The following is a 25,699-nucleotide window of genomic DNA, read 5'->3' as shown; positions in this document are numbered from 1 at the left end:
GAGATAATATTTTTCACAATTCACTCTTTTCATTTTTATTTAAAAGAAAATAATTGAATTTAATTATGAAGATTTCTCCTATACTATACATTGTTAGTTCTTTTAATAGGCTGAAGAAAAGTAACATGATAACATATAAAAATATTAAAAAAACAGACATTTGAAAACTATCTAAAAATGATGAAAGCCATAAAGTAATTATAATAATTACATAGTTTAGAAATCCTAAAGTCATTGCAACTTTAAAATGTGACAGACCTGAATCAATTAAAATATGATGAATATGATTTCTATCTGCCTTAAAGGGACTTTTTCCTTCCATCATTCTTAATCCAATCACCCTAAACATATCAAATAGAGGCATGAATAGTACCGCAAATACAATTACTAATTTATTTTCAGCTTTAAACGTAAAATTGCTTAATAATGAAGTATCCATGGAAAGAAATTTTAATGTACAAAATCCTATAAAAAATCCTATTAGCAACGAACCTGTATCACCCATAAAAATTTTCTGTGTCGTCGAAAAATTATAATATAAATAAGCCAGTAACATTCCTATAACACTCAAACTAATTAAAAAATAAAAGTGTAAATCAGAGGCGTAAAAAATTAAAGAAAACACACTAAAGATCACAATTGCGATTGTGGAAGCTAAACCATCTATTCCATCGATAAAATTAAATGCATTAATAATCGTCAATAAAATAAAAATAATTCCACAATATTCTAATAATTCAGGTAATTCATATATTCCTAAAAATCCATTCAAAGTTTTCACATGCATACTATTTGATAGTAATAAAAAAATGATAGCTATGGTTTCCATTGTTAATTTGTCGCGTGGAGATGTAACGACCAAGTCGTCTTTTAAACCTATTATAAATACAATTGTTATCGCTGCAATTAGATTGTTGCCAATATTTTCAATATCAAAATGTTTAATAAAAAAAAGTGAAATCATAATTGTAAAATAAAAAGCTACACCAGCCATAGTAGGTGTTGGACAAAAATGAGAGCTACGATTATTGGGTTGATCGTTTAAATTCCGAACTTTTATTATCCGATGTATATTTGGTATAATAACATACACTAATAAAAACGAAATTATAACTATCATTATACTTAACACTGATAAATTAGACATGATTTCTTGTAACATCTTTTTTATTTTTTTATTATTATAAAATATTTTATTCAATGAAAGAATTTCTTTTTCTATCTGCTTTTGTTAATTAATTCCTGTCTATTTTTAATTTTTTTATTCTTGTAAAAAATTTGTTGATAATAAAAAAATCAATTAATTTTCATCTAATACATCTTTAAAATCTCAAATGACTAATTTTTTTATTAGAAATATTATCAGTCTGAATTTCTTACATGATAAAAAATTATTTATTAGTATTAAAAATGTTATGGGTAATAATTATTTTTCTTATTTACAAATGGGGTTACAATTTTGATCTAAATCTAAATATAATTATTGGTTTCAAATAATTTTAACTATCAATAACCAATATATTCGATAAAAGGTAATATTGTCTTAAAAACATGATAAACAGCATATTACAGTTCATTATTTTTATAATTAAAACTTTAAATATTACGATTTCAATTTTGAATTTTGATCTTAAAAGTTGTTACAATATTAAAAAAACGAAGAATGAAGTATCATTGAAAAAATGAAAAGACTTAAATCCAAAATGAATAATATCGTTACTAAAAAGCCAATACCATTTGGAAATCTAAAATTTTTTACCGAATGGAAGAGGAAATAGTAAAGATTTCTTGTGACTATTTAGTTTACAAAAAAGGAATGAAAACGAATTTCCGAAAGATTTAGAGATAAATTTTAATAGCATATCAAACAAAAGAAAAATCAGATTTTTTTGAATTAATTTGCTTTAGATGCAATAAAATTAAAGCGTTGCGGTACAAAATTACTCTAATCATAAACAGCCATCAAAGTTGTTACCACAGAGATTTTTAAGTACTTGAAATAGGATTATTTTCAGCAATTCAAAACCGGAAAGCGTGTTTGGATATTGCTGTTTTTGTGATAAAAGTTGTTGAGATAAAAGAGTATATCTTGGGAAATAAAATACGATTATTTGTCAACTGTAAATTTCTTTAACGAAATGGTGGTTGCAGAAGTGCTTTTTAGAGATGCCTAAAAAGCGGTTACTTAACATTTGGAAAATGGGACATTTCAATCTCGAAAAGAAATCAAGCACACTTATGAAGAAAGCAATAATAATTTGTGCTTGGATCCCATGAAAAAGAAAATAAACGATTCTTATTAAGAATAAAAAAACCTCGTTTAATATTTTTAAACGAGGTTCTTTTTTAAATACTTAAAAAATAAATTCAGAAACAAAACTGTATCTCCCACTTTCATAAAAAACTAAATATTTATAAATTAGTTTAAAATTTTAATTTTCCAGTTTTTAAATATATCGCTGAGTTTTTAATCGAACTGATAATTGCATCTGTAAGGGCTTTCTCAAATGCAAAAAACATAACGCTACCATTTCCTTTTGATATAAAATCCAATACTTTTTTTCGTGACTTTACATCATAAATCTGAAAATGAGATTTAATAATACAACTTTCACTTTGAGTACCTGCAGTCATACCCATACCTCCGGACATAGCCATACCCATACCAGGATTTCCTTGTATACTGTTTGTAATTTCGTGATCATAAATTCTTATCAAGTAATCAGCGCTAGTATTTGTAAATAATGAATCTACTTTCTTTTGTTGATCTTGGGTAACAATCACTTGATCATTTGAAATAAATTCAAATGATTTATCATACTTTATATCACCAAATATATTTTCTTGTTTCAATGTAACAGCACATAAACTATCATATTGTTTCACAAAATCCTTTTTTTGTTTGTACTTTTTATTAAATGTTTTGGAAAATTCACTAATTAATACGGTGTCATCACCAAAAAGTACCGCAGTTTTGTTGGGACCAAAAACAAATTTTGAATCCTTATAATTTGAATTTTCACTAATACGAACTACTTCGCATGAAACTAATAATTGAACAACTACTATTCCGGCAATCAGCCATTTACTTACCTCCATTTTATCATTAAATTAATTAATAACTTGTTAAATTTTAAAATTTCCTTGAGTTTTTTTTAAACTTTTCTCCCCAACTCTTCCGCATCAATATCACTATGAGAAACATTATAAATGGCTTTTCCTTCTTTGATTAAAATCAATTGCGGCGATTGATGATGTACTCCAAAACGAGTTGCAATTTCATTAGAAATATCGCGATGCGCTATTAAATCTAAAAAATAAGGCGTAACTTTATCTGAGCTATTAAACTCATTTTCAAATTGTTTCAGCGCCATCCTACTTATACTGCATCGCGTACTGTGTTTAAAAATAGCCACCGGTTTTTCATTCGAAATGGTGATAATTTCATTCAGTTGTGCCAAATCAGTTAGTTGGTTCCAGATGATTTTGTTTTCATTTGAATTTGAATCGTTTGAACTATTAAAAATATTTTTAAAAAAACTCATAATTTTATTGTTTTAAGACATTTTGACTTTTATACATGATATAAATCATGAAATTTCTGTCAATTTGTCGGTACTATTGTATTGGAATATAAATTGAATATAGATTTACAAAGTTAGTCAAATTACCACAAAACACTCTCTCATCATGAACATAAATAAATTCACAATCAAATCTCAGGAAGCCATTCAGCTTTCGCAACAATTAGCGCAAACTAATGGACAACAACAAATAGAAAACGAACATATTTTTAAGGCTATTTTTGAAGTCGATGAAAATGTGGCGCCTTTTCTGCTTAAAAAACTCAATGTAAATGTGAGTTTATTGGAACAAATAATAGACAGCACAATACGAAGTTTCCCAACCGTTTCAGGTGGCGAAATTATGCTTTCCAGAACCGCAAACTCAACACTCAACGAAGCCGAAATTATTGCCAAAAAAATGAATGATGAGTTCGTCTCTGTAGAGCACTTAATTTTAGCCATATTTGGTTCCAAAAGTAAAGTTGCACAAATCCTAAAAGACCAGGGCGTAACTGAAAAAGGACTAAAAGCCGCTATCGATGAATTGCGAAGAGGTGAACGAGTGACTTCGGCATCGGCTGAGGAAACCTACAATTCTTTAAATAAATACGCCAAAAATCTTAATGAATTGGCACGCGCAGGTAAACTCGATCCAGTTATCGGTCGTGATGAGGAAATTCGTAGGGTATTACAAATATTAACGCGCAGAACCAAAAACAATCCAATGCTCGTGGGAGAACCCGGAGTGGGGAAAACTGCCATAGCCGAGGGATTAGCACACCGAATTGTAGATGGTGATGTTCCAGACAATTTAAAAGATAAAATTGTATATTCCCTTGATATGGGAGCCTTGATAGCAGGCGCGAAATACAAAGGTGAATTTGAAGAGCGTTTAAAATCCGTCGTGAAAGAAGTGACTTCTGCTGAAGGAGATATTGTTTTATTTATTGACGAAATTCACACACTTGTTGGTGCCGGAGGTGGCGAAGGCGCTATGGATGCGGCAAATATCTTGAAACCGGCGTTGGCTCGTGGAGAACTTCGCGCCATTGGAGCTACAACTTTAGACGAATATCAAAAATATTTTGAAAAGGACAAAGCACTCGAAAGACGTTTCCAAAAAATAATGGTCGAAGAACCGGATACGGAAAGTGCAATTTCTATTCTACGAGGTATCAAAGAAAAATATGAAACACACCATAAGGTTCAGATAAAAGATGAAGCCATTATTGCTGCAGTCGAATTGTCTCAACGCTATATTACCAATCGTTTTCTTCCCGACAAAGCCATTGATTTAATGGACGAGGCAGCTTCAAAAATACGCATGGAAATCAATTCAAAACCTGAAGAACTAGATGTATTGGATCGAAAAGTAATGCAGTTGGAAATAGAAATTGAGGCAATTAAAAGAGAAAAAGATGAAAGTAAACTCAAAGTTTTAGGAATGGACTTGGCGAATCTAAAAGAAGAAAGAAACGAGATTTACGCCAAATGGAAATCAGAGAAAGATGTGGTGGATAACATTCAATCGGTAAAAACGGAAATTGAAGATTTCAAATACGAAGCGGAACGTGCCGAACGTGATGGAGATTATGGAAAAGTAGCCGAAATTCGTTATGGAAAAATAAAAGAAGCCCAAGAACGATTGGATACATTTCAAAAACAATTAGCCGAGGATCAAACTGGAGGAACATCGTTGATAAAAGAAGAAGTTACCCGCGAAGACATTGCCGAAGTCGTAGCAAAATGGACCGGAATCCCAGTTATGAAAATGCTTCAGGGAGAAAGAGAAAAATTATTGAAACTGGAAGATGAATTACATCACAGAGTAGTTGGGCAGGAAGAAGCCATTCAGGCGGTAAGTGATGCCGTGCGCAGAAGCCGCGCCGGATTGCAGGACATGAAAAAACCAGTTGGAACTTTTCTATTTCTCGGAACTACAGGAGTTGGTAAAACAGAATTGGCAAAAGCTTTAGCAGAATACTTGTTTGACGATGAAAATGCGATGACTAGAATTGACATGAGCGAATATCAGGAGCGCCACAGTGTAAGCCGTTTAGTTGGTGCGCCTCCAGGATATGTAGGTTATGAAGAAGGCGGACAATTGACCGAAGCAGTTCGTAGAAAACCGTATTCTGTGATATTATTGGATGAAATTGAAAAAGCGCATCCAGATACTTTCAATATTTTGTTACAAGTCCTTGATGAAGGACGTTTGACAGATAACAAAGGACGTCTAGCCGATTTTAAAAATACGATTATCATCATGACTTCTAATATGGGAAGCCAAATAATTCAAGAAAAATTTGAAAATTTAAAAGGAGGCGTCGAAGCTGCGACCGAGGCTGCAAAAGTGGAAGTTCTCGGACTATTAAAACAAACCGTTCGCCCGGAATTCATTAATCGTATAGATGAAATTGTAATGTTTACGCCATTGACTAATGAAAATATCACCAAAATCGTAGGTTTACAACTAAAAAGCGTGACTAAAATGTTAGCGCTGCAAGGCATCACTATGGATGCTACTCCAGAGGCTATCGCCTATTTGTCCGAAAAAGGATATGATCCTCAATTTGGAGCCAGACCAGTGAAACGCGTGATTCAAAGAGACGTTTTGAACCAATTATCGAAAGAAATTCTAGCCGGAAAAATCACAACCGATAGCATTATTTTGCTGGATGCTTTTAATGGACAATTAGTTTTTAGAAATCAAACCGAATTAGTTTCTTAATCGGAATAATTTCAAAAAATGAAAAACATCAGTCGAAAGGCTGGTGTTTTTTTATGCCGTATAGTTTTTTAGGAGCAGAACACTTATTGCTTTTCAATACGAGTTGTCCCGCTGTCCGCAGTATCTTTTTTTAAACGCAGCCCTTCCAGAGTTCAAAACTCAATAAGGATAAGAAGCGTTTAAAAAAAGGATACTTACTTCCATCAGGGCTATACCAGAAATTTATGTCTCTCAAGCCCATTTTATAATTTGAGTAAATCAAAAAAGTATTAAATTCGCACTATTAAATAAACAAAACGCGCAGATTAAATTTTGGGACAGCAATTCCAAAATCAACGCAGTTTCTAAAAACAATCAAAATGGCATCAGGCTTTTTCGCACTATTAGATGATATCGCAGCAATCATGGATGATGTTGCAGTAATGAGTAAACTAGCAGCCAAGAAAACAGCTGGCATTTTAGGTGATGATTTAGCCGTAAATGCCGAGAAAGCTTCCGGATTTATATCATCAAGAGAACTTCCCGTATTGTGGGCCATTGCAAAAGGTTCCTTTATAAACAAAGTAATTATTTTACCTATTGCTTTTTTGCTAAGTGCCTTTTTGCCTATAGCAATAGTTATCATCTTAGTGCTTGGCGGACTATATTTAGCTTACGAGGGCGCTGAAAAAATATTTGAATACTTCTTTCCTCATGAGCATTCCAAACATGAAATTTCATTGGAACCGTTGACTGAAGAACAGATTTTAGCTTTTGAAAAAGATAAAATAAAATCAGCCATAGTAACTGATTTTATTTTGTCTGTAGAAATCGTAATCATTGCGCTAGGCACCGTAATTGGAAAACCCATTTCATCACAAATAATGGTTGTTACCATCATCGCAATCATAGCCACTGTTGGAGTTTATGGCATTGTTGCGCTAATAGTCCGCATGGATGAGGTAGGTTTAAAACTGATGCAACTGAGTTCTAAAGAAAAAAGTTTTTCAAAAACTTTAGGAAATATTCTGGTACAAGCCTTGCCAAAAGTCATCAAAAGTTTGTCCGTAATAGGAACTATCGCTTTATTATTAGTGGCTGGTGGTATATTTGTACATAATATCGATTTTTTACATGGCGTATTACCCCAATTACCTTCCATTGTAACCGAATTTTTAGTGGGGCTTGTAATAGGAGGACTTGTTTTGGGAACTGTAAACCTCTTCAAAAAAATAATAGGCAAAAAGTAAGCATCCCAAAATAGGAATTTGAATAAAACAAAAACAGCATCACCGACTGGTGATGCTATTTTATAATATAAATAAAAATGAATTTTATTTTACAGAAATTGGAATTATCCAATTATCCCAACTTAAAGAAATAGAATTATTATTTATTGAATACATTAATTTTTCAGCTTTTGACTTCGCAACTTTTTGTTTTACTGTTACTCGAAGTTGATCTTCTTTTTCTTTGTATTTATAAGCTCCCCATTGTTTCGATTCTTTATTAAAGATAACAGTGCATTGCTTATCATTTGGAATTATAAAAAAAGAATATTTTCCTGCTGGTAATTTTGATCCTTCAACAATTAATTCTTTGTCGGTTTCAAAAGTTGTTGCATCATTTGCACCGGCACGCCAAACTTGATTGAATGGAACTAATTTACCCCAAATTTCTCTGGCTCTAACAGATGGACTGCCGTAATTGATAGTAATAGTCGCTCCATTTATTTTTCCTGAAACCACTTCCTTTGTACTCGTTGGTTTCTCTTGAGCATTTATTGTATTTGTAATCAAAAATGCAACAAGTAAAAGATGTATTTTATTAAGTAATCTCATAATTTAAAAAGATTTAGTTTATTTCATAAAATTAAAATAAGTTCGATCAACTTAGTATATTTCCTCTTAATTTTAAGAAAAAATTATGAACTTAATAATTAAATTCTTTTACCAGTACAATGACAGTATTATAATTTATTATTTTATTATTTTTACAAACAATACATTATTTATTTGACCAACCATGAATACAATTGCTGAACATATTGCTGATTTTTTAAAGGAATATCCGCCATTTAATCACTTGACTTTTGGAGAGTTATCTGAAATAGCCATGAGCATTCGCGTTGTAAATTTAGAAAAACATAAAACATTATTCCAAATTAATGATGTCTTACATGACAGTTTCTACGTTGTAGCCTCAGGGGTTATCAATTTATCCATTATCGCAGATGCTGAAGAAACACTTCTGAATAAATGTACTGAAGGAGACATCTTTGGTTTACGTCCGTTTTTTGCCAAAAACAACTACATGATGACGGCCAAAGCAAGAGAAGAAAGTATTGTTTATGCCATTCCCATAGCCAAATTTCGTCCTTTCGTAGCTGATAATTCGGAAGTTTTAAATTTCTTATTGGAAAGTTTTGCCGTAAACACGAGGAATCCAAAAGACAAAGAAAATTTAATTGGAAAGTTGATTTCCGATAATGTTTTTTATTCGGATCAGCATTCAGAAATGCAATATTTTCAATCTTTGTCCTATAATATTTCACCATTAAAAACGACGATTACAGCAATTGTACAAGAAGCTGCTCAATTAATGACAGAAACATTAAAAAATAATATTGTCATTTGTGAAAATAATCTGCCTATCGGAATTGTAACCGATAGTGATATGCGTTCTAAAGTTGCCACTGGCAGATATCCCGTCACTGTCACTGTCGATAAAATAATGTCTTCTCCTGTCATTACTGTCGTGGAGAACGTCTCCTTGGCCGAAGCTCAATTACTAATGCTAAAACATAATGTAACTCATTTATGTGTAACAGAAGATGGAACCGATAAATCGGACTTAAGAGGTATCATTTCTGAACATGATTTGATCGTTGCTCAAGCTAACAATCCCGGTGTTTTAATCAAAGAGGTTAAGCGTTCGCAAAATCCAAAAGAATTAAAACAAATACGAGAACGTTTAACAGATTTGGTTCAAACATCAATTTCTAAAAACATACCGCTTTCTCATGTTTTCAATATTGCCAGCGAAATAAATTTAGCAATTATTAAACGTTCTGTAGAGTTGTCGATTTTAGATTTAGGTTCTCCTCCTGCGCGTTTTGCTTGGCTAAGTATTGGAAGTCAAGGAAGAAAAGAGCAATTATTATTAACGGATCAGGATAGTATTTTAATTTTTGAAGATGTATCTGCAGATAAATATCGTGAGGTAAAAGATTATTTCCTTAAACTAGGAAAAAGAATAACTTCTACACTCGAAAAAATTGGTTATGAGTTATGTCCAAACGGACACATGGGAAGCAATATGCTTTGGTGTAAGTCACTGACTGATTGGACAAAACAATATGACAGCTGGATGAATACTCCCGGTGAAAACAGCAATGATTTAAGCAGTATTTTCTTTGATTACGAAATCACATTCGGAGAACAAAGAATCGAAGATGCCATAGGAAATGTTGTTTTTAAAAATGCCAAAAACAATACTTTGTTCTTTGACTTTTTAGGAAATGATGCTTTGAGAAAGAATTCTTCATTGACATTTTTCAAAAATTTCATTGTTGAAGAAGAAGGAGTTAATAAAGACAAATTTGACATAAAAACACGCGCGTTGATGCCTTTGATTGATGGTGCTCGTCTATTCACTTTAAGTTTTGATATTCGAGGAATCAATAACACTTTTCAACGATTCAAACAACTGTCGATTACCGATCCAAAACATGCGGAAATTTATCTTAGTTGTGCTGAAGCCTTTTTAATTTTATCTAAATTCCGAGCCTTCGAAGGTTTAAAAAATGACAATTCAGGTCAATTTATAAATTTGAATGAATTATCAAAAATTGACAAGGAAAAATTAAAAAATGCTCTAGCTCCCATGAGAGAATTGGAAGAATTAATAAAAAATAAATTTCAACTTACTCAATTTTCATAATTATGTTGGACTGGTTAAAAAATATTAATAAAGAATATCCGGAATTTTGGAAAACCTATATTTCTAAATTTGATAAAAAATCGTCTCGTTTTGTGATTTTATCGACTGAAACATCCGGTTTAAATCCAGATAAGGATGTGATTTTATCAATTGGCTCTTTCGCTATTATTGATAATAGTATTATTATTGGAGATGGTTTTGAAACGGTTTTGTTACAATATAAATTTTTCCATGAAAATGGACTTTCTCATGAATTTTTAGTAGAAAGCAAAATGAAAAAACTAGGAGAACCTGATGCCATAAAATTATTTATAGAGTTTATAGGGAACTCCGTTTTAGTTGGTCATCACATTGACTTTGATGTGGAAATGATTAATGCAGCCTTGGAACGATTAGGTTGTGGACGTTTAAAAAATGAGGCGTTGGATGTTGATGTTATGCATCGTAAACTTCACGATGTTAATGATAAGCAATTTTCTTTGGATGAACTTTGTACCGCCTACAACATTCCTAAAAGTGACCGAAATTCATCTTCAGAAGATGCTTACAAAACGGCATTATTATTTTTAAAATTAAAATCAAGACTGGGAATAAAGTAATATTTATTCTAATCATTAAGAATAATTCCTTCCCAAAATCGTCCGTGATGACTTATGGAAATGGGTTTTTCTATTTTTGTATTGGAATCTATTATAAATGGAATTCCATTTCTTTTAAAAATTTCCGCAGCAGAATCAATACTTTTAATTTTTTTGAAATGCTCTTTCTCGGCAACAGCAATCGTGTGAATAGAATCGTTTTCAATTTTGCTTGAGGTAAAATAAATTTTTTCTCTTATGGAAACGGTTCCCAAAGTTGCATTTTTGTAAAAACATTCTAAACGTAAAGGAAAAAAGCCACGAATTCCTGTTTCCCGATTATATATTTTGTAAGCTGCTTCCTTTCGAGACCATAAATTCCAAACCATTATTTCTGGATTTTCACTGGAAGAAATTAATAATTGCTCTTTTACCGTAAAGATTTTCTTTAAAAACCGTTTTCGTTTCCAATTGCTTTCTTTTCGGGCTAAAGCCAAATCTACGATGTCATTTCCAATCATTCTTTAGTAGTAATTCACTAATTTTTCTCTGCTAATTTAGTTTCAATAATCTCCATTGCTGCTTTTACGTTTACCATCCGTTCCATTGCTTCATTGTCAATTATTATATCATATTTCTCCTCAATATCTAAGATTACATCTACTAAACTAGCAGAATTAATTTTTAAATCATTGATGAAATCAGTGTTTTCCGTAAGGGAGTCAAAAGCTTCCTGATTTTGAATATACGGCTTAACAATGTTTTTTAACTCTTCAATTGTTTGTTCTTTATTCATATTTTTTTTCTTTTTATTGATGTACTGAATTTAAAATTATCTTCCAATACGTGACTAAATATATTTCTTAAAAATTACGCAGCCATTCACATCTCCAAAACCAAAACTGGCTTTTACGATGATATTTAAATCCTGTTCAATAAGTTGTTGTGGTATACATAATTCATCAATTATTGCTGTAATTTCAGGATGCAAATCGGCACAATTGATATTTGGGAAAATAAATCCATGATGCAATTGTAATACCGAAGCCACACTTTCAATACTTCCTGCACCAGATAAACAATGACCTACCATCGATTTCAAGGAGTTTATGTATGGAAATTCTTTTCCTTTTCGACCCAAAGCCTCACTCCAATTTTGAATTTCAAGACTGTCTTTTGAAGTTGCTGTCAAATGTCCGTTGATTGCGTCTACATCATTGGCGTTGATTCCTGAATTTTTTAAAGCATCTTGAATGCATTTCTGCACTGCAATAGGATTTGGCGCAGTCATCGTTCCTAAACCACGTTGCCCGCCAGAATTTATATTTCCACCCAAAACTTCGGCATAAATTGTAGCGCCTCGCTCCGATGCACTTTCTAAATCTTCGAGAACTAAAGCTCCTGCTCCACTTCCGGGAACAAATCCTGAAGCACTTGAAGACATTGGCCTTGATCCTTTTTCGGGATTTTCATTATGCTTAAAAGTACAGACTTTCATAGCATCAAAGCCACCCCAAATATAAGGTCCGGAATCGCTGGTACTTCCTGCTAAAATGCGTTTTGCCTGACCTAATTTAATCCTTTCATACGCCATCAAAATACTTTCGGTTCCAGTTGTACACGCTGAGGAATTAGTGGAGACCTGGTTTCCTAATCCTAATTTTCCGCCCAAATAAGCACTTACGCCACTATTCATAGTTTGAGCTACAGCGGTACTACCTAATTTTCTCGTTTGAAAATCATCTATTTTATAAATACTTTCGCGAAATTTATCAATTCCTGATGTTCCTGTGCCAAAAATAGTACCGCTATCCCAATCCGGTTCTTTGTTGATTTCCATTGACAAACCGGCATTTTTCCACGCATCAATTCCTGCAATTACACCGTACAAAATCCCCGTTGAATTAAAGTTTCTTAATTCCAATTCAGAGAAATATTTTAATGCTAATTCGGTAGAAATTACTGGTTTCCCTGCTATTTGACAAGAAAATTGCAATCGTTCCAGCTCAGCGTCATGCTTGATTCCAGAAATTCCATTTTTGATGGCATGAGTGAACGCTTCAAGTCCTACTCCATTTGGAGCAACAACACCAAGACCAGTTATAACTACTCTTTTTTTCATTTATTTAGAGATTATCATGCCTGCGATTATACCTGTACAAACTACATCTCCTTTTTCATTTTTCATGATGACTTTACATTTCAGTTTTCCAAATCTAAAGTAAACTTTTTCTGAAATTACGGTAACTTTTTCATTTGGAAAAACAGGTTTTAAAAATTCAATTTCTGTTGATGTTAAGGCAATTGAAGCATTTTTATTCAACGAATTATCTAATAAAAAAATCCCCAGACAAACCAAACCAATTTGCGCCATAACTTCCGTTAAAATGATACCTGGAGTCACGGGATTATCTTTAAAATGTCCTTTATAAAAGTCAAGATTTTCGTCAAAAGTATAGGTTCCTTCTACTCCATTTTCATTGATTTGAAGAATTTCGTCCACAAACAAAAACGGTTTTGAATACGGTAATTTTGATATTATTTCTTGGTTAGTCATATTTTTATATACAGATTTCACATACTAATAAAAAATAAGATGAAATTACTTAATTTGTGTAAATATTTGACATTTGTGTTAAACTAATTTAAAACTGCAATAAAACGCGTTGTGCTGAAAAACCCGGGCCAAAACTTAACATTAAGCCTTTCTCTCCCTTTTTAGGCTGATTGTCCATTATTCGCTCTAAAACATATAAAACTGTTGCACTTGACATATTTCCGTACAAACGCAAAACTTCTTTCGTGTCGTCTATATTTTTACCCAAACTAGAAAACAAACTTTCAACCGTTTGAACAATCTTTTTTCCACCAGGGTGAAAAATCAAATGATTAATGTCCTCCATTTTTATATTGTTTTTTTCTAAAAAAGGATGAATAATATCCGGGAAATGAGAAGCAATCGTTTCTGGAACTTCAATATCCAATACCATTTGTAATCCAGAATTTGTAAGTTTAAAACCCATCATGTGAATATTATCATAGAAATGATACATCTCTTCCGCCAAAATTTCCGGACCTTCATCATTTTCATGTGAAGAAAGTAAAACGCAAGCTGCTCCATCACCAAAAATTGCCGCGCTTACAATATTTGCCATTGAAAAATCATCTAATTGAAATGTAGCTGTTGGGCTTTCAACTGCAATTACAGCAGCGCGTTTCCCCGGATTGGCCTGCAAAAAGTTTTTCGCATAAATAATTCCTGAAATACCGGCGGCACAACCCATTTCAGTGACAGGAAGACGCACAATATCCTGACGTAATTTTAATCTGTTTATCAGATAAGCATCCAGTGACGGAATCATGATTCCGGTGCAGCTTACCGTAATAATATAATCTAAATCTTCAGGGTTCCAATTGGCTTTTTTTAACGCTTTTTCTAAAACTTTTTCACCTAAATCGATAACTTCACGAACATAAATATCGTTTCTTTCTTCGAATGACGTTTTTGTAAATACTTCAATCGGATCCATAATGGAATAGCGTTTATCGACCGCTGCTCCTTCAAAAATTTTTTTTACTTTTCTAATGAAACGTTCGTCTTGCCCAACGAGCCATGTATCCAAAAAAGGAATAATTTCATCTGTATTTCTGGAATATTTTGGTAACTGTTTAGTAACGGTTTTGATTTTTACACTCATATTTTTGAAATTATCCATTGGTATCTAAAAGCCCACTTCCAATGAATTTTATAGTTTTTAAAATTTAATTTTTTAGAGAAATTAACTAATTCTTCTTTTTTAAAACCTCTTAAAATTGAAGTCAAGCCGTCTTCTCTGGACATATCATTCAATTGAAACACGAAACATAAAGCTTTAAATAAACGATAGGCAACCGCACTTCTATGCAAATCGTTGATTACAATTCCGATGGATGCATTAGTATGAAAAACATTCAATAACTGTATGATTTCATCGTCTTTGAAATGATGTAACGTCAAAGTGCATAAAACAATATCATACTTTAAATCATTAAATGATTTATCAAAAATATCTTCACAATGATAACTGATATTCGGATATTTTTCTGATAATTTTAATGCGTGAGAGATTGTGAAATTGTTGGCATCTATACCTATTAACTTGAATTTCAAATTATTTTTCAGTCCAAAATCGGCTAAAGTTCGCAACATATCCCCATTGCCACAACCCACATCCAAAATTACAATTTCTCTTGTTTTGGAAAAATCCTGAATCAGTTCCTGTACTCCTTTTAAAGTTAATTGATTTCCACCTAAAAGTTGATTAATTTTGGCTATTTTATCCAAAGCATCACGCAAAATTTCACCTTCCATGGCAAAATCATCCATGATTTCCGGTTTGTCTGTTCTATATTTGGTATTTAGCGCCATTTATGAGTCTAAAATGATTGGTTTTCCATGCGTCTTTTTAATGATTTTAGGCAATAAAAACGGAAATATAATTAATAAACGCATCAATACGACTGAAAGTTTTTGCTTTTGCAAAATATTGGATAAAAATCGCCCCATTTTAAGTCTTTCTCTAAAGTTTAAATTCCATTCATGAATGTATTTTTCTTCCAGTTCATTTCGGGATTTTATTTCATTTGTATAATATTTATGAATTAATTCTGAAACAATTTTGGCACCATGAATTGCTATTGCCATTCCGTTACCACACAAAGGATGTATCAGTCCTGCAGTATCGCCAATCATCAAAATATGATTTTCAACCGCTTGTTTTTTCTCAAAAGAGATTTGGCTTATGGTCAACGGTTTTTCAAAAAGTAAATTACTTTTTTCGAAAATTACTTTTAAATGCGGGTTTTTTGAAACGACATTATTTTGATATTCCTCAATATTTTTAAACTGTTTAAAAGTTTCGTAATCTGCTAGATAACAGATATTAATTCTGTCTTTTTCTACTTTAGAAACACCGCAATATCCGCCTTTAAAATTATGTAAACCAACTAAATCATTTGGGAAACCTCCCGAATAATGTGCTTTAACCGCTAACCAATATGATTTTTTATTAATAAAATCCCGATTCATTTTTAGGTCTACATTTGAACGTTTTCCAAAAGCGCCAATAACAATTTCTGATTTTAAAATATTATTATTAGTAGCCGTAACTATAAATTGATCGTTTTCGAAGACTATATTTTCAACATTATCTTGAAGAATTATGCAACCGTTTTCAAGAGCTTTCTTGTACAAATATTCGTCTAAAGTAAAACGACTTATACCAAAACCTCCGAGTGGAAGAACACTTTTAATCGTTTTTCCGCTTGCTGTTGAAAATTCAAGTTTGGTAATCTTTGTAGGATTTAAATCGTCTAGTTTTAAATCCAGCCAATTTAAATAATGCAAAACCTCATTAGAAATATATTCACCACAAACTTTATGTTTAGGATAACTATTTTTTTCTATAAGCGTAACTTGTAATCCTAATTTACTTAAATGAATTGCCGAAGTCAATCCAGCTAAACCACCACCAATAATTAAAACTTCTTTAGCTTTCATATAGAAGTAAATTTATGGATTTGTTTGAGAATGTTCGCTATACTTTTACAAATAAACTTATATAATTATGAGACTCTTAATAATCATTAGTTTTTTTTTCAAAAAAAAAGCCGCTTTGTAACAAAACGGCATTTAATTTATTTACACTTTCCCTTCTTTTATTTCCTCGACAATCTCTGGATTTAATAAAGTTGAAATATCCCCAAAATTAGAATAATCTCCTTCGGCAATTTTTCGAAGGATTCGTCTCATAATTTTTCCCGAACGGGTTTTTGGCAAACCAGAAACAAACTGAATTTTATCTAACTTGGCTATTGGTCCAATATGATCCGATATGTGCTGATTAATCTCTTTACAAAGATTTTGTCTATCACGATATTCTCCGCTTTCTTTTAAAATTACAAAACCATACAAAGCATTTCCTTTGATGTCATGCGGGAAACCTACAATGGCTGATTCCGCAACGGCTGGATGCTCATTAATCGCGTCTTCTATGGGTGCCGTCCCAAGATTATGACCCGAAACAATTACGACATCATCTACTCTGCCCGTTATTCTGTAATACCCTACCTCATCGCGTAAAGCGCCGTCTCCGGTAAAATATTTACCCGGAAAAGCAGAGAAATAAGTGTCTTTGTAGCGCTGGTGATCACCCCAAATGGTTCTGGCAATTCCCGGCCAAGGAAATTTAATACACAAACTTCCTGTAACTTGATTTCCTTCAATTTCATTGCGCTTTTCGTCCATCAAAACAGGTTGGATTCCCGGTAACGGTAATGAAGCGTATGTAGGTTTTGTGGGTGTTACAAAAGCAATTGGCGAAATCATAATTCCTCCAGTTTCTGTTTGCCACCACGTATCTACAACAGGACATCTTTTATCTCCCACGTGATCGTTATACCAATGCCAAGCTTCTTCATTGATTGGTTCACCAACAGATCCAATTACTTTAAGCGACTTTAATGGATATTTTTGTACAAATGCTATATTTTCTTTTGCCAAAGCACGAATAGCAGTTGGTGCTGTGTAAAATTGAGTAACTTTATGTTTTTCGATTACTTCCCAAAAACGGCTAAAATCAGGATATGAAGGTACTCCTTCAAAAATTACAGTTGTCGCTCCGTTCAATAATGGGCCATAAAGGATGTAAGAATGTCCCGTGATCCAACCAATATCGGCAGTACACCAAAAAACATCATTCTCTTCATAATTGAATACATTCTTAAAAGTATACGCTGTGTAAACCATGTAGCCAGCCGTAGTATGTACCATTCCTTTAGGTTTTCCAGTTGAACCAGAAGTATACAAAATAAACAATGGATCTTCGGCATCCATAATTTCGGCAACATTATTGTCTGATGCTTGATCTAAAAGAGGTTGTAGCCATTGATCACGACCTTCTTTCATATAAATTTCGGTATGAATTCGTTTGGCTACTAAAACTTTTTCTACACAAGAGCATTTTTCTAACGCTTCATCAATTATTGATTTTAAGTTAATAGTTTTATTGCCACGATACCCACCATCTGAGGTGATAACCATTTTACATTCGCTGTCATTGATGCGACTGGCGACTGCCGATGCAGAAAATCCTGCAAAAACAACAGAATGTATGGCTCCAATTCTGGCACAAGCCAATACTGAAACGGCTAATTCAGGAATCATTGGCAAATAAATACACACACGATCTCCTTTTTTTATGCCTTGTTCACGCAATACGTTTGCCATTTTACAAACGCGTTGGTGTAATTCATTATAAGTAATGTGCAATGCCGCTTCTGAAGGATCATTTGGTTCAAAAATAATTGCTGTTTTTTCTCCTCTTTTAGCAAGATGTCTGTCGATACAATTTTTAACAATATTGACTTTTGCTTCCGTAAACCATTTGATGTCGGCATCAGCCATATTAAATTCAACCACTTTATCCCATTGTTGGTACCAAGTGAAATTTTCTTCTGCTATTTTACCCCAAAATTTTCTAGGTTCACGAACTGATTTATTGTAATGTTTAAAATATTGTTCTAGATTTTCAATTTTGTAGTAGCTCATGTTATAATTTTTTATAAAAGTATTAAATCTCTCCCTATTCTTAAAATTATTTAAATTATAAATAGTTACAAAAAAAAACAGATTCGTGAATAAAAAAGCTGTTTTAATTGTAATTTCTTTTATTTTTATTGTTTTGGACCAAATGTGTAATCCACAAAAAGGCGAGACAGATGTAAATCTACTTCACCTTATGTATTTACAAAATTTAACAACAATTATTTTAAGGCTACAAATGATGATTTTTTGAAAAATAATCAACCAAAACTTTTCTTCTTGAATCAAGAAATTTATTACTACGCTTTTTTCTGAGATGCAAAATATAAACAGACATGAATTTAGTACTTCTCTGGTAACTAATTTGGGATTACTTCACTTAACCTCTAACGAATTTAAAGTTAAGTGAATGTAAAAGCAACTATATCTATTTATCATTGTAACATTTTATAACTAATTCAAAAAGTAAGAAATTAAATGATATAGCGCTAATCCCGGCACACCTTTTCGTGTGATAATTCCAAACGTAATATTTACCCTAGTTTTTTCATTGCAATCATCGATTCTCTTAACCATTCCCCTACTTCTTCAATTGGATGCTGACGAATACTTTTGTTAACCGCAATAAGAACCGCATTATCTACTCCATTTGAAGTTGAAAAAGGTTTTCCTATTACATTTGTATCAACCTTTTTCATGAAATCCGTTAATAACGGTTTACAAGCATGATCAAATAAATAACAGCCATATTCTGCAGTATCAGAAATGATTCTGTTCATTTCATATAATTTTTTTCGGGCTACTGTATTGGCTATTAAAGGCAATTCGTGTAAAGACTCATAATATGCTGATTCTTCAATAATTCCTGTTTGTGTCATGGTTTCAAAAGCCAATTCTACACCTGCTTTTACCATTGCAATCATCAAAACACCATTGTCAAAATACTCTTGCTCTGAAATATGCGCAGCTGTTGGCGCTGTTTTTTCAAAGTTTGTTTCTGCAGTTGCACCTCTCCAAGTCAATAAATTGACATCATCATTTGCCCAGTCAATCATCATGTTTTTTGAAAATTCTCCAGATATGATGTCATCCATGTGTTTTTGAAATAACGGACGCATGATGTCTTTTAATTCATCTGCCAATTCGTAAGCTTCAATTTTTGCAGGATTTGACAAACGATCCATCATATTTGTAATCCCACCGTGTTTCAATGCTTCTGTAACCGTTTCCCAACCGAATTGAATTAATTTTGAAGCATACGCTGGTTCGATTCCTTTTTCGACCATTTTATCGAAACATAAAATTGAACCGGTTTGTAACATTCCGCAAAGAATAGTTTGTTCTCCCATTAAATCCGATTTTACTTCGGCTACAAAAGAAGAGTTTAAAACTCCAGCTTTGTGACCACCAGTAGCAACTGCGTATGCTTTTGCTTGCTCGAAACCTTCACCGTTAGGATCATTTTCAGGATGAACCGCGATTAAAGTTGGTACACCAAAACCTCTTTTATATTCTTCACGCACTTCTGATCCTGGACATTTTGGCGCACACATAATTACAGTGATGTCTTTACGAATTTGCATTCCTTCTTCAACAATATTAAATCCATGAGAATACGCTAATGTTGAACCTTTTCTCATCAAAGGCATGATTGCCGTAACGACAGCAGTATGTTGTTTATCTGGCGTAAGGTTACAAACCAAATCAGCAGTTGGAATTAATTCTTCGTACGTTCCCACTTTAAAACCATTATCAGAGGCATTTTTAAACGAAGCTCTTTGTTCTGAAATTGCATCTGCGCGCAATGCATAAGAAATATCCAATCCAGAATCTTTCATGTTCAAACCTTGGTTCAAACCTTGTGCTCCGCAACCAACAATGACTACTTTTTTTCCTGCTAATGCTTTAATTCCATTTACAAATTCAGATTGATCCATGAATTCACAAACGCCTAATTGTTGTAGTTGTAATCTAAGTGGTAAGGAATTGAAATAATTTGCCATTTTTTATTTTTTAATGATTGTAAAATTTAATAATTGATAGGTTTACTAATTGAAAATTAAACTGGTTCTTGTTTAAGTTCTTCTAATAATGTTGAAATCTCCATTTTTGCTTTGGAAACAGATATTCTTCCGGAGCGAACAAATTGCATGATTCCATAAGGTTTTAATTTTTTGTACAACGATTCTATTTCAGCACGTTGTCCGGATTTTGAAATCACAAAAAAGTCTCTTGCAACCGTGACTATTTGGGAGTGGCTTTCTTTTATTATATTCTGAATTTGTTTCTCATCAAAAAGCAAGCTCGATTCAATTTTAAATAATGCATTTTCCAAGAAAATAGTTTCTTCGTCAATATGATAAAATGCTTTGATGACTTCGATTTGTTTTTCGATTTGTCCAACTATATTGTGGACCCATTTTTCGGTTGTATTGACTACAATGATAAATCTTGAAACATTTTCAATTTCAGATTCGGATACATTTAAACTCAAAATATTGATGTGGCGTTTCAAGAATATTCCGGATATTCTGTTTAGTAAGCCAACGTTGTTTTCTGAATAAACAGAAATGGTGAATGTTTTATTTTCCATTTTTTTGTTGTTTGATTAGTTAACCGTTTAATCGATTAAACGATCAACCATAATAACTATTTTAGGACAAACGAATGTCTGAAACCGAAGCTCCTGTTGGAATCATTGGGAATACGTTATTTTCTTTTTCTACCATAACTTCAAGGAAATACGATTCTTTTGAAGCCATCATTTCGGCAACAGCTGCGTCCAAATCTTCTCTTTTTATTACTTTTTTAGCTTTGATATAGTAACCTTCGGCAATGGCAATAAAATTAGGGTTGGTCATTTCCGTAGAAGCGTATCTTTTGTCAAAAAACAATTGTTGCCATTGGCGTACCATCCCTAAAAATTCATTGTTTAGCACTACAATTTTCACGGGAACTTTGGTTTGAAAAATAGTTCCTAATTCCTGAATCGTCATTTGAAAACCTCCATCACCAATAATGGCGACAACTTCACGATCTGGCATTCCCATTTTGGCACCTATAGCCGCAGGCAATGCAAATCCCATAGTTCCTAGACCTCCTGAAGTCACATTACTTTTTGTCGAATTGAATTTGGCATAACGGCATGCAAACATTTGGTGTTGTCCCACATCCGATACCATAATCGCATCTCCTTTAGAATGTTTGTTGATCATTTCAATAGTTTCTCCCATAGAAATGCCTTCTTTTTTGGGTTTTAACTCGTCATTGATTACTGCTTCTAATTCAATCTCATATTTAGCTTTGAATTCATTGTGCCAAGATTCATGCGTGTTACTTTCGATTAAAGGGAGTAAAGCGGTTAAAGATTCTTTTAGATCGGCTAAAACAGCCACGGCAGTTTTTACATTCTTGTCTATTTCTGATGGATCAATTTCAAAGTGAATTACTTTGGCTTGTTTTGCATAAAAAGCTAAATTTCCTGTAACACGGTCGTCAAAACGCATCCCAAGCGCAATTAAAACATCACATTCATTCGTCAAAACATTAGGGCCGTAATTCCCGTGCATTCCCACCATTCCTACATTCAGTGAATGATCAGTCGGTAATGCCGAAAGCCCTAAAATGGTCCAAGCTGCCGGAATTCCTGATTTTTCTACCAAAGCTTTTAACTCCGCTTCCGCTTCACTAAGAATAATTCCTTGTCCAAATATGATAAATGGTTTTTTTGCAGTATTGATTATCTCTGCCGCTTCTGCCACTTTTTCAAGATTCAAAATTGGTTTTGGATTGTAACTTCTAATACTGGTACATTTTTTATAGCTAAATTCAATTTCGTCAAACTGAGCATTTTTTGTAATGTCAATTAATACGGGACCTGGACGACCAGATTTAGCAATATAAAAAGCTTTAGCCATGATTTCAGGAATTTCTGAAGCTTCCGTAATTTGATAATTCCATTTTGTTACCGGGGTGGAAATTCCAATAATATCTGTTTCTTGAAACGCATCTGAACCCAATAAATGCTTCCCAACTTGTCCCGTAATGCAAACCATTGGAGTTGAATCGATTTGCGCATCAGCAATTCCGGTGACTAAATTTGTTGCTCCCGGACCCGAAGTTGCAATCGCAACTCCCACTTTTCCTGTTGCTCTCGCAAAACCTTGTGCTGCATGAGTTGCGCCTTGTTCATGACGCACTAAAACGTGGTGCAATTGATCTTTAAATTTATATAATTCGTCGTAAACTGGCATTATGGCTCCACCTGGATAGCCATAAACCAAATTTACCCCTTCTTCTAAAAGGCATCTTATAACGGCTTCGGCGCCGGATATTTTATTATTTTCCATATATACATTTATTTTTTTTCCTCCCCCCAACCCCCTCCGAAGGAGGGGGAGGGATAATGCAAGGGAATTGTTTTTTCACTTCTGAATTTTCAGTCTCGACTCCCCCTCCTTCGGAGGTGGTTGGGGGGAGGACTATTTATCGGTTACACATCCTTCAGAGGCACTTGAAACCGAACGCATATATTTGAGTAACACTCCTTGTTTAATGGGTGATTCCGGTTTTTTCCAGTTGGCTTTACGTTTTGCCAATTCTTCGTCAGATATTTTTAGATTGATAGTGTTTTTCACCGCATCAATAGTAATCAAATCACTATTTTCAATTAATGCAATTCCGCCACCCTCATAGGCTTCTGGAGTGACATGTCCTACTACGAAACCGTGAGACCCTCCAGAAAATCGTCCGTCAGTAATTAAAGCGACAGTAGTTCCTAAGCCAGCTCCCATAATTGCAGATGTTGGTTTAAGCATTTCGGGCATTCCCGGACCGCCTTTTGGACCACAGTACCGAATAACAACCACATTTCCTGGTTTTACTTCACCTTCTTTAATTCCTTTAATTACATCGTGTTCGTTTTCAAAAACTACCGCTGTACCTTCAAAAAACTCACCTTCTTTTCCACTAATTTTAGCCACACAACCCTCTGAAGCTATGTTTCCGTATAGAATCTGAATATTTCCTGTGGGTTTTAATGCTTTTTGGATTTCATAAATTACTTGTTGTCCATCGTTTAAATCAGGAACTGAAGCTAAGTTTTCAGCAATTGTTTTTCCGGTTACCGTTAAACAATCTCCATGTAAAAAACCTTCTTTCAATAAATATTTCATTACTGCCGGGACGCCACCAACATTATGTAAATCTTCCATTAGATATTTACCGCTTGGTTTTAAGTCAGCGAGCAATGGTGTTTTATCACTAATATCTTGGAAATCTTTTAATGTAAGATCGACACATACTGAATGTGCCATTGCAATTAAGTGCATAACCGCATTAGTAGAACCTCCTAAAACAGCCACAATTGTAATCGCATTTTCAAATGCTTTACGAGTCATAATATCTCTAGGCTTAATATCTTTTTCCAATAATATTTTGATAGCGTCACCAGCATCAGCACATTCTTGTTTCTTTTCTGGACTCAAAGCAGGATTAGAAGAACTGTAAGGTAAACTCATCCCTAAAGCTTCAATCGCAGATGACATGGTGTTAGCAGTGTACATACCGCCGCAAGCACCTGCTCCAGGACAAGCATTTTGTATCACGCCTTTAAAATCTTCAGGTGTAATGGTGTTGTTAAATTTTTTTCCTAATGCTTCAAAAGCAGAAACAATATTCAAATCTTCACCTTTCCATTTCCCTGGGTGAATAGATCCTCCATAAACCATGATAGAAGGACGATTTACTCTACCCATCGCCATTACAGCTCCTGGCATATTTTTATCACAACCAGGAACAGCAATCATTCCATCATACCATTGTGCTCCCATAACAGTTTCGATAGAATCGGCAATAACATCGCGAGAAACTAAAGAAAAACGCATTCCATCATTACCATTTGAAATTCCATCACTGACGCCAATAGTATTAAAAATTAAACCAACTAAATCAGCTGCCCAGACGCCTGTTTTAATATCTTTAGCCAAATCGTTTAAGTGCATATTACAAGGGTTTCCGTCATAACCCATGCTCACGATTCCGATTTGTGCTTTTTTAAGATCTTCTTCCGTTAATCCAATTCCGTACAACATGGCCTGAGAAGCTGGTTGTGTTTCATCTTGAGTAATAGTCTTGCTGTATTTATTTAATTCCATTATATGATTGTTTGTGTGTAAATTATTTTATTTCAAAGTTTAAACAATTGTAGACTGCCCTATGTAGACATTGTCACTTTTAAAATATAGGTCGTCTTTGCTTAAAATATAATTTGAAATAAAATCTCCAACTTCATTTGTTCCAAATTTGGAATACGGATTCAAATCTGCCGTGACGACGTTTAATTCGATTGCTTTATGTACTGCTTCGTATACTTTCTGAGATTCTACATAAAGGCCAAAATGTTCCAAAAGCATCGCAGCACATACTATCGATGCTATAGGATTAGCAATGTTTTTACTTTTTGCATCAGAATAAGAACCATGAATAGGCTCAAAAAGCGCAGTTGAGTTTCCTAACGATGCCGATGGGATTAATCCTACGGAACCAGTAATTACACTAGCTTCATCAGATAAAATATCCCCAAATAAATTTTCAGTTAAAATGACATCAAATTGTTTTGGGTTAATAATAATTTGCATGGCAGCATTATCAACTAAAAGAAATTCTAAAGTTACATCAGGATATCCTTCAGCAATTTCTGTAACCACTTTTCTCCATAATCTTGAAGTTTCAAGAATACTGGCTTTGTCAACCAAAGTCAATTTTTTTTGTCTTTTTTGCGCCGTTCTAAAAGCCAAATGACTGATTCTAATGATCTCTTCTTCTGAATATTCACATAAATCCGATGCTAAAGTTCCTTGTTCGTTACTCTTTTTTTCGCTGAAATAGGATCCTCCCGATATTTCCCTGAAGATTACAAAATCAGCACCTTCGATTATTTTTCTTTTCAAAGGAGATAAATCCAATAAGTCATTGTATGGTTTTATAGGTCTTATATTTGCATATAATCCTAATGCTTGTCTTAATTTTAACAATCCTTGGATGGGACATAATTGTGAATTTGAAACCAGATCATAATTGGAATCATCAACTGCTCCAAATAATATTGCGTCCGTATTCAAACACAAGTTTAATGTTTGCTCCGGCAATGGAGTTCCTGTTTTCTCAATGGCAACAGCACCAATAAGAGCATCTTCAAAAACAAACTCGTGGTCAAACACCACTCCAACTGCATACAATGCTTTTTTGGCTTGTAAGATTACTTCCGGACCTATTCCGTCTCCTGAAAGTACTGCTATTTTTAAATTCATGATAGTAGGAT

The 25,699-nt window shown here is 33.4% G+C and carries 21 protein-coding genes; 4 read left to right on the top strand and 17 right to left on the bottom strand.

Translation table 11 applies throughout. The features are described 5' to 3' along the window. Positions 1-13: 13 nt before the first annotated feature. From ACP7AQ_RS04475 to ytxJ, 3 genes are all read right to left on the bottom strand, one after another. Positions 14-1,162: an MraY family glycosyltransferase gene (locus ACP7AQ_RS04475; RefSeq protein WP_426094551.1), complete on the bottom strand. Its 1,149-nt coding sequence runs from the start codon at positions 1,160-1,162 to the stop codon at positions 14-16. A 1,262-nt stretch (positions 1,163-2,424) separates the two neighbouring features. Further along, entirely contained in the window at positions 2,425-3,099 is a 675-nt protein-coding gene (locus ACP7AQ_RS04470) for a hypothetical protein (protein ID WP_426094550.1), read from the bottom strand. A gap of 56 nt (positions 3,100-3,155) precedes the next feature. Continuing rightward, on the bottom strand, positions 3,156-3,545 hold the full coding sequence (gene ytxJ, locus ACP7AQ_RS04465) for a bacillithiol system redox-active protein YtxJ (protein WP_426094549.1): 390 nt from the start codon (positions 3,543-3,545) through the stop codon (positions 3,156-3,158). 145 nt (positions 3,546-3,690) lie between these two features. Between ytxJ and clpB the strand changes: the two genes are divergently transcribed. After that, positions 3,691-6,297 carry an ATP-dependent chaperone ClpB gene (clpB, locus tag ACP7AQ_RS04460; protein ID WP_426094548.1) on the top strand — a complete coding sequence of 869 codons (2,607 nt, stop codon included), beginning with the start codon at positions 3,691-3,693 and terminating at the stop codon, positions 6,295-6,297. 359 nt (positions 6,298-6,656) lie between these two features. After that, entirely contained in the window at positions 6,657-7,526 is an 870-nt protein-coding gene (locus ACP7AQ_RS04455; protein ID WP_426094547.1) for a DUF808 domain-containing protein, read from the top strand. 84 nt (positions 7,527-7,610) lie between these two features. On the opposite strand, the gene ACP7AQ_RS04450 is transcribed toward ACP7AQ_RS04455, so the two are convergent. Next, positions 7,611-8,117, bottom strand: a complete 507-nt coding sequence (locus tag ACP7AQ_RS04450) for a DUF2911 domain-containing protein (protein ID WP_426094546.1) — start codon at positions 8,115-8,117, stop codon at positions 7,611-7,613. Between the two features lie 184 nt (positions 8,118-8,301). Between ACP7AQ_RS04450 and ACP7AQ_RS04445 the strand changes: the two genes are divergently transcribed. Then, positions 8,302-10,218: a DUF294 nucleotidyltransferase-like domain-containing protein gene (locus ACP7AQ_RS04445; protein WP_426094545.1), complete on the top strand. Its 1,917-nt coding sequence runs from the start codon at positions 8,302-8,304 to the stop codon at positions 10,216-10,218. Positions 10,219-10,220: 2 nt separating this feature from the next. Beyond that, complete coding sequence (locus ACP7AQ_RS04440) at positions 10,221-10,817, top strand: exonuclease domain-containing protein (RefSeq protein ID WP_426094544.1); 597 nt, start codon at positions 10,221-10,223, stop codon at positions 10,815-10,817. 8 nt (positions 10,818-10,825) lie between these two features. Here ACP7AQ_RS04440 and ACP7AQ_RS04435 read toward each other — a convergent pair whose 3' ends face one another. The 13 genes from ACP7AQ_RS04435 to leuB form a co-directional block, all read right to left on the bottom strand. Continuing rightward, complete coding sequence (locus ACP7AQ_RS04435) at positions 10,826-11,317, bottom strand: 4'-phosphopantetheinyl transferase family protein (protein ID WP_426094543.1); 492 nt, start codon at positions 11,315-11,317, stop codon at positions 10,826-10,828. A 17-nt stretch (positions 11,318-11,334) separates the two neighbouring features. Continuing rightward, entirely contained in the window at positions 11,335-11,592 is a 258-nt protein-coding gene (locus ACP7AQ_RS04430) for an acyl carrier protein (protein ID WP_426094542.1), read from the bottom strand. Positions 11,593-11,646: 54 nt separating this feature from the next. After that, complete coding sequence (locus ACP7AQ_RS04425; RefSeq protein WP_426094541.1) at positions 11,647-12,918, bottom strand: beta-ketoacyl-[acyl-carrier-protein] synthase family protein; 1,272 nt, start codon at positions 12,916-12,918, stop codon at positions 11,647-11,649. Then, on the bottom strand, positions 12,919-13,353 hold the full coding sequence (locus tag ACP7AQ_RS04420; RefSeq protein WP_426091254.1) for a 3-hydroxyacyl-ACP dehydratase FabZ family protein: 435 nt from the start codon (positions 13,351-13,353) through the stop codon (positions 12,919-12,921). An 88-nt stretch (positions 13,354-13,441) separates the two neighbouring features. Beyond that, positions 13,442-14,494: a type III polyketide synthase gene (locus tag ACP7AQ_RS04415; RefSeq protein ID WP_426094540.1), complete on the bottom strand. Its 1,053-nt coding sequence runs from the start codon at positions 14,492-14,494 to the stop codon at positions 13,442-13,444. Then, positions 14,491-15,204, bottom strand: coding sequence for a methyltransferase domain-containing protein (locus ACP7AQ_RS04410; protein WP_426094539.1), 714 nt, complete (start codon positions 15,202-15,204; stop codon positions 14,491-14,493). Before ACP7AQ_RS04410 ends, ACP7AQ_RS04415 begins: the two co-directional genes overlap by 4 nt. Next, positions 15,205-16,335: an NAD(P)/FAD-dependent oxidoreductase gene (locus tag ACP7AQ_RS04405; protein WP_426094538.1), complete on the bottom strand. Its 1,131-nt coding sequence runs from the start codon at positions 16,333-16,335 to the stop codon at positions 15,205-15,207. 141 nt (positions 16,336-16,476) lie between these two features. Beyond that, positions 16,477-18,384, bottom strand: coding sequence for an acetate--CoA ligase (acs, locus tag ACP7AQ_RS04400; protein ID WP_426094537.1), 1,908 nt, complete (start codon positions 18,382-18,384; stop codon positions 16,477-16,479). A 527-nt stretch (positions 18,385-18,911) separates the two neighbouring features. Then, on the bottom strand, positions 18,912-20,381 hold the full coding sequence (gene ilvC, locus ACP7AQ_RS04395) for a ketol-acid reductoisomerase (RefSeq protein ID WP_426094536.1): 1,470 nt from the start codon (positions 20,379-20,381) through the stop codon (positions 18,912-18,914). A gap of 56 nt (positions 20,382-20,437) precedes the next feature. Continuing rightward, entirely contained in the window at positions 20,438-20,971 is a 534-nt protein-coding gene (ilvN, locus tag ACP7AQ_RS04390; RefSeq protein ID WP_426063806.1) for an acetolactate synthase small subunit, read from the bottom strand. Positions 20,972-21,032: 61 nt separating this feature from the next. Further along, entirely contained in the window at positions 21,033-22,727 is a 1,695-nt protein-coding gene (gene ilvB / locus ACP7AQ_RS04385; RefSeq protein ID WP_426094535.1) for a biosynthetic-type acetolactate synthase large subunit, read from the bottom strand. A gap of 132 nt (positions 22,728-22,859) precedes the next feature. Then, positions 22,860-24,533: a dihydroxy-acid dehydratase gene (gene ilvD / locus ACP7AQ_RS04380; RefSeq protein WP_426094534.1), complete on the bottom strand. Its 1,674-nt coding sequence runs from the start codon at positions 24,531-24,533 to the stop codon at positions 22,860-22,862. 39 nt (positions 24,534-24,572) lie between these two features. After that, positions 24,573-25,688, bottom strand: coding sequence for a 3-isopropylmalate dehydrogenase (gene leuB / locus ACP7AQ_RS04375; protein WP_426094533.1), 1,116 nt, complete (start codon positions 25,686-25,688; stop codon positions 24,573-24,575). Positions 25,689-25,699: the final 11 nt, after the last annotated feature.

It is taken from the genome of Flavobacterium sp. DSR2-3-3, from assembly GCF_049896585.1.
Classification (GTDB): domain Bacteria; phylum Bacteroidota; class Bacteroidia; order Flavobacteriales; family Flavobacteriaceae; genus Flavobacterium.
Note: the sequence above shows the minus strand (reverse complement) of the source record. Positions and strands in the feature narration are given on the sequence as shown.

Bases quoted from the DNA above. Each gene is read 5' to 3' on its own strand.
- ACP7AQ_RS04470 (WP_426094550.1), bottom strand. From the start codon at position 3,099: ATGGAGGTAAGTAAATGGCTGATTGCCGGAATAGTAGTTGTTCAATTA.
- ACP7AQ_RS04405 (WP_426094538.1), bottom strand. From the start codon at position 16,335: ATGAAAGCTAAAGAAGTTTTAATTATTGGTGGTGGTTTAGCTGGATTG.
- ACP7AQ_RS04420 (WP_426091254.1), bottom strand. From the start codon at position 13,353: ATGACTAACCAAGAAATAATATCAAAATTACCGTATTCAAAACCGTTT.
- clpB (WP_426094548.1), top strand. From the start codon at position 3,691: ATGAACATAAATAAATTCACAATCAAATCTCAGGAAGCCATTCAGCTT.
- ACP7AQ_RS04425 (WP_426094541.1), bottom strand. From the start codon at position 12,918: ATGAAAAAAAGAGTAGTTATAACTGGTCTTGGTGTTGTTGCTCCAAAT.
- ACP7AQ_RS04435 (WP_426094543.1), bottom strand. From the start codon at position 11,317: ATGATTGGAAATGACATCGTAGATTTGGCTTTAGCCCGAAAAGAAAGC.
- ACP7AQ_RS04440 (WP_426094544.1), top strand. From the start codon at position 10,221: ATGTTGGACTGGTTAAAAAATATTAATAAAGAATATCCGGAATTTTGG.
- ACP7AQ_RS04415 (WP_426094540.1), bottom strand. From the start codon at position 14,494: ATGAGTGTAAAAATCAAAACCGTTACTAAACAGTTACCAAAATATTCC.
- ACP7AQ_RS04455 (WP_426094547.1), top strand. From the start codon at position 6,657: ATGGCATCAGGCTTTTTCGCACTATTAGATGATATCGCAGCAATCATG.
- ACP7AQ_RS04430 (WP_426094542.1), bottom strand. From the start codon at position 11,592: ATGAATAAAGAACAAACAATTGAAGAGTTAAAAAACATTGTTAAGCCG.
- ilvC (WP_426094536.1), bottom strand. From the start codon at position 20,381: ATGGCAAATTATTTCAATTCCTTACCACTTAGATTACAACTACAACAA.
- leuB (WP_426094533.1), bottom strand. From the start codon at position 25,688: ATGAATTTAAAAATAGCAGTACTTTCAGGAGACGGAATAGGTCCGGAA.
- ilvB (WP_426094535.1), bottom strand. From the start codon at position 22,727: ATGGAAAATAATAAAATATCCGGCGCCGAAGCCGTTATAAGATGCCTT.
- ilvN (WP_426063806.1), bottom strand. From the start codon at position 20,971: ATGGAAAATAAAACATTCACCATTTCTGTTTATTCAGAAAACAACGTT.
- acs (WP_426094537.1), bottom strand. From the start codon at position 18,384: ATGAGCTACTACAAAATTGAAAATCTAGAACAATATTTTAAACATTAC.
- ACP7AQ_RS04450 (WP_426094546.1), bottom strand. From the start codon at position 8,117: ATGAGATTACTTAATAAAATACATCTTTTACTTGTTGCATTTTTGATT.
- ilvD (WP_426094534.1), bottom strand. From the start codon at position 24,533: ATGGAATTAAATAAATACAGCAAGACTATTACTCAAGATGAAACACAA.
- ACP7AQ_RS04445 (WP_426094545.1), top strand. From the start codon at position 8,302: ATGAATACAATTGCTGAACATATTGCTGATTTTTTAAAGGAATATCCG.
- ytxJ (WP_426094549.1), bottom strand. From the start codon at position 3,545: ATGAGTTTTTTTAAAAATATTTTTAATAGTTCAAACGATTCAAATTCA.
- ACP7AQ_RS04475 (WP_426094551.1), bottom strand. From the start codon at position 1,162: ATGTTACAAGAAATCATGTCTAATTTATCAGTGTTAAGTATAATGATA.
- ACP7AQ_RS04410 (WP_426094539.1), bottom strand. From the start codon at position 15,204: ATGGCGCTAAATACCAAATATAGAACAGACAAACCGGAAATCATGGAT.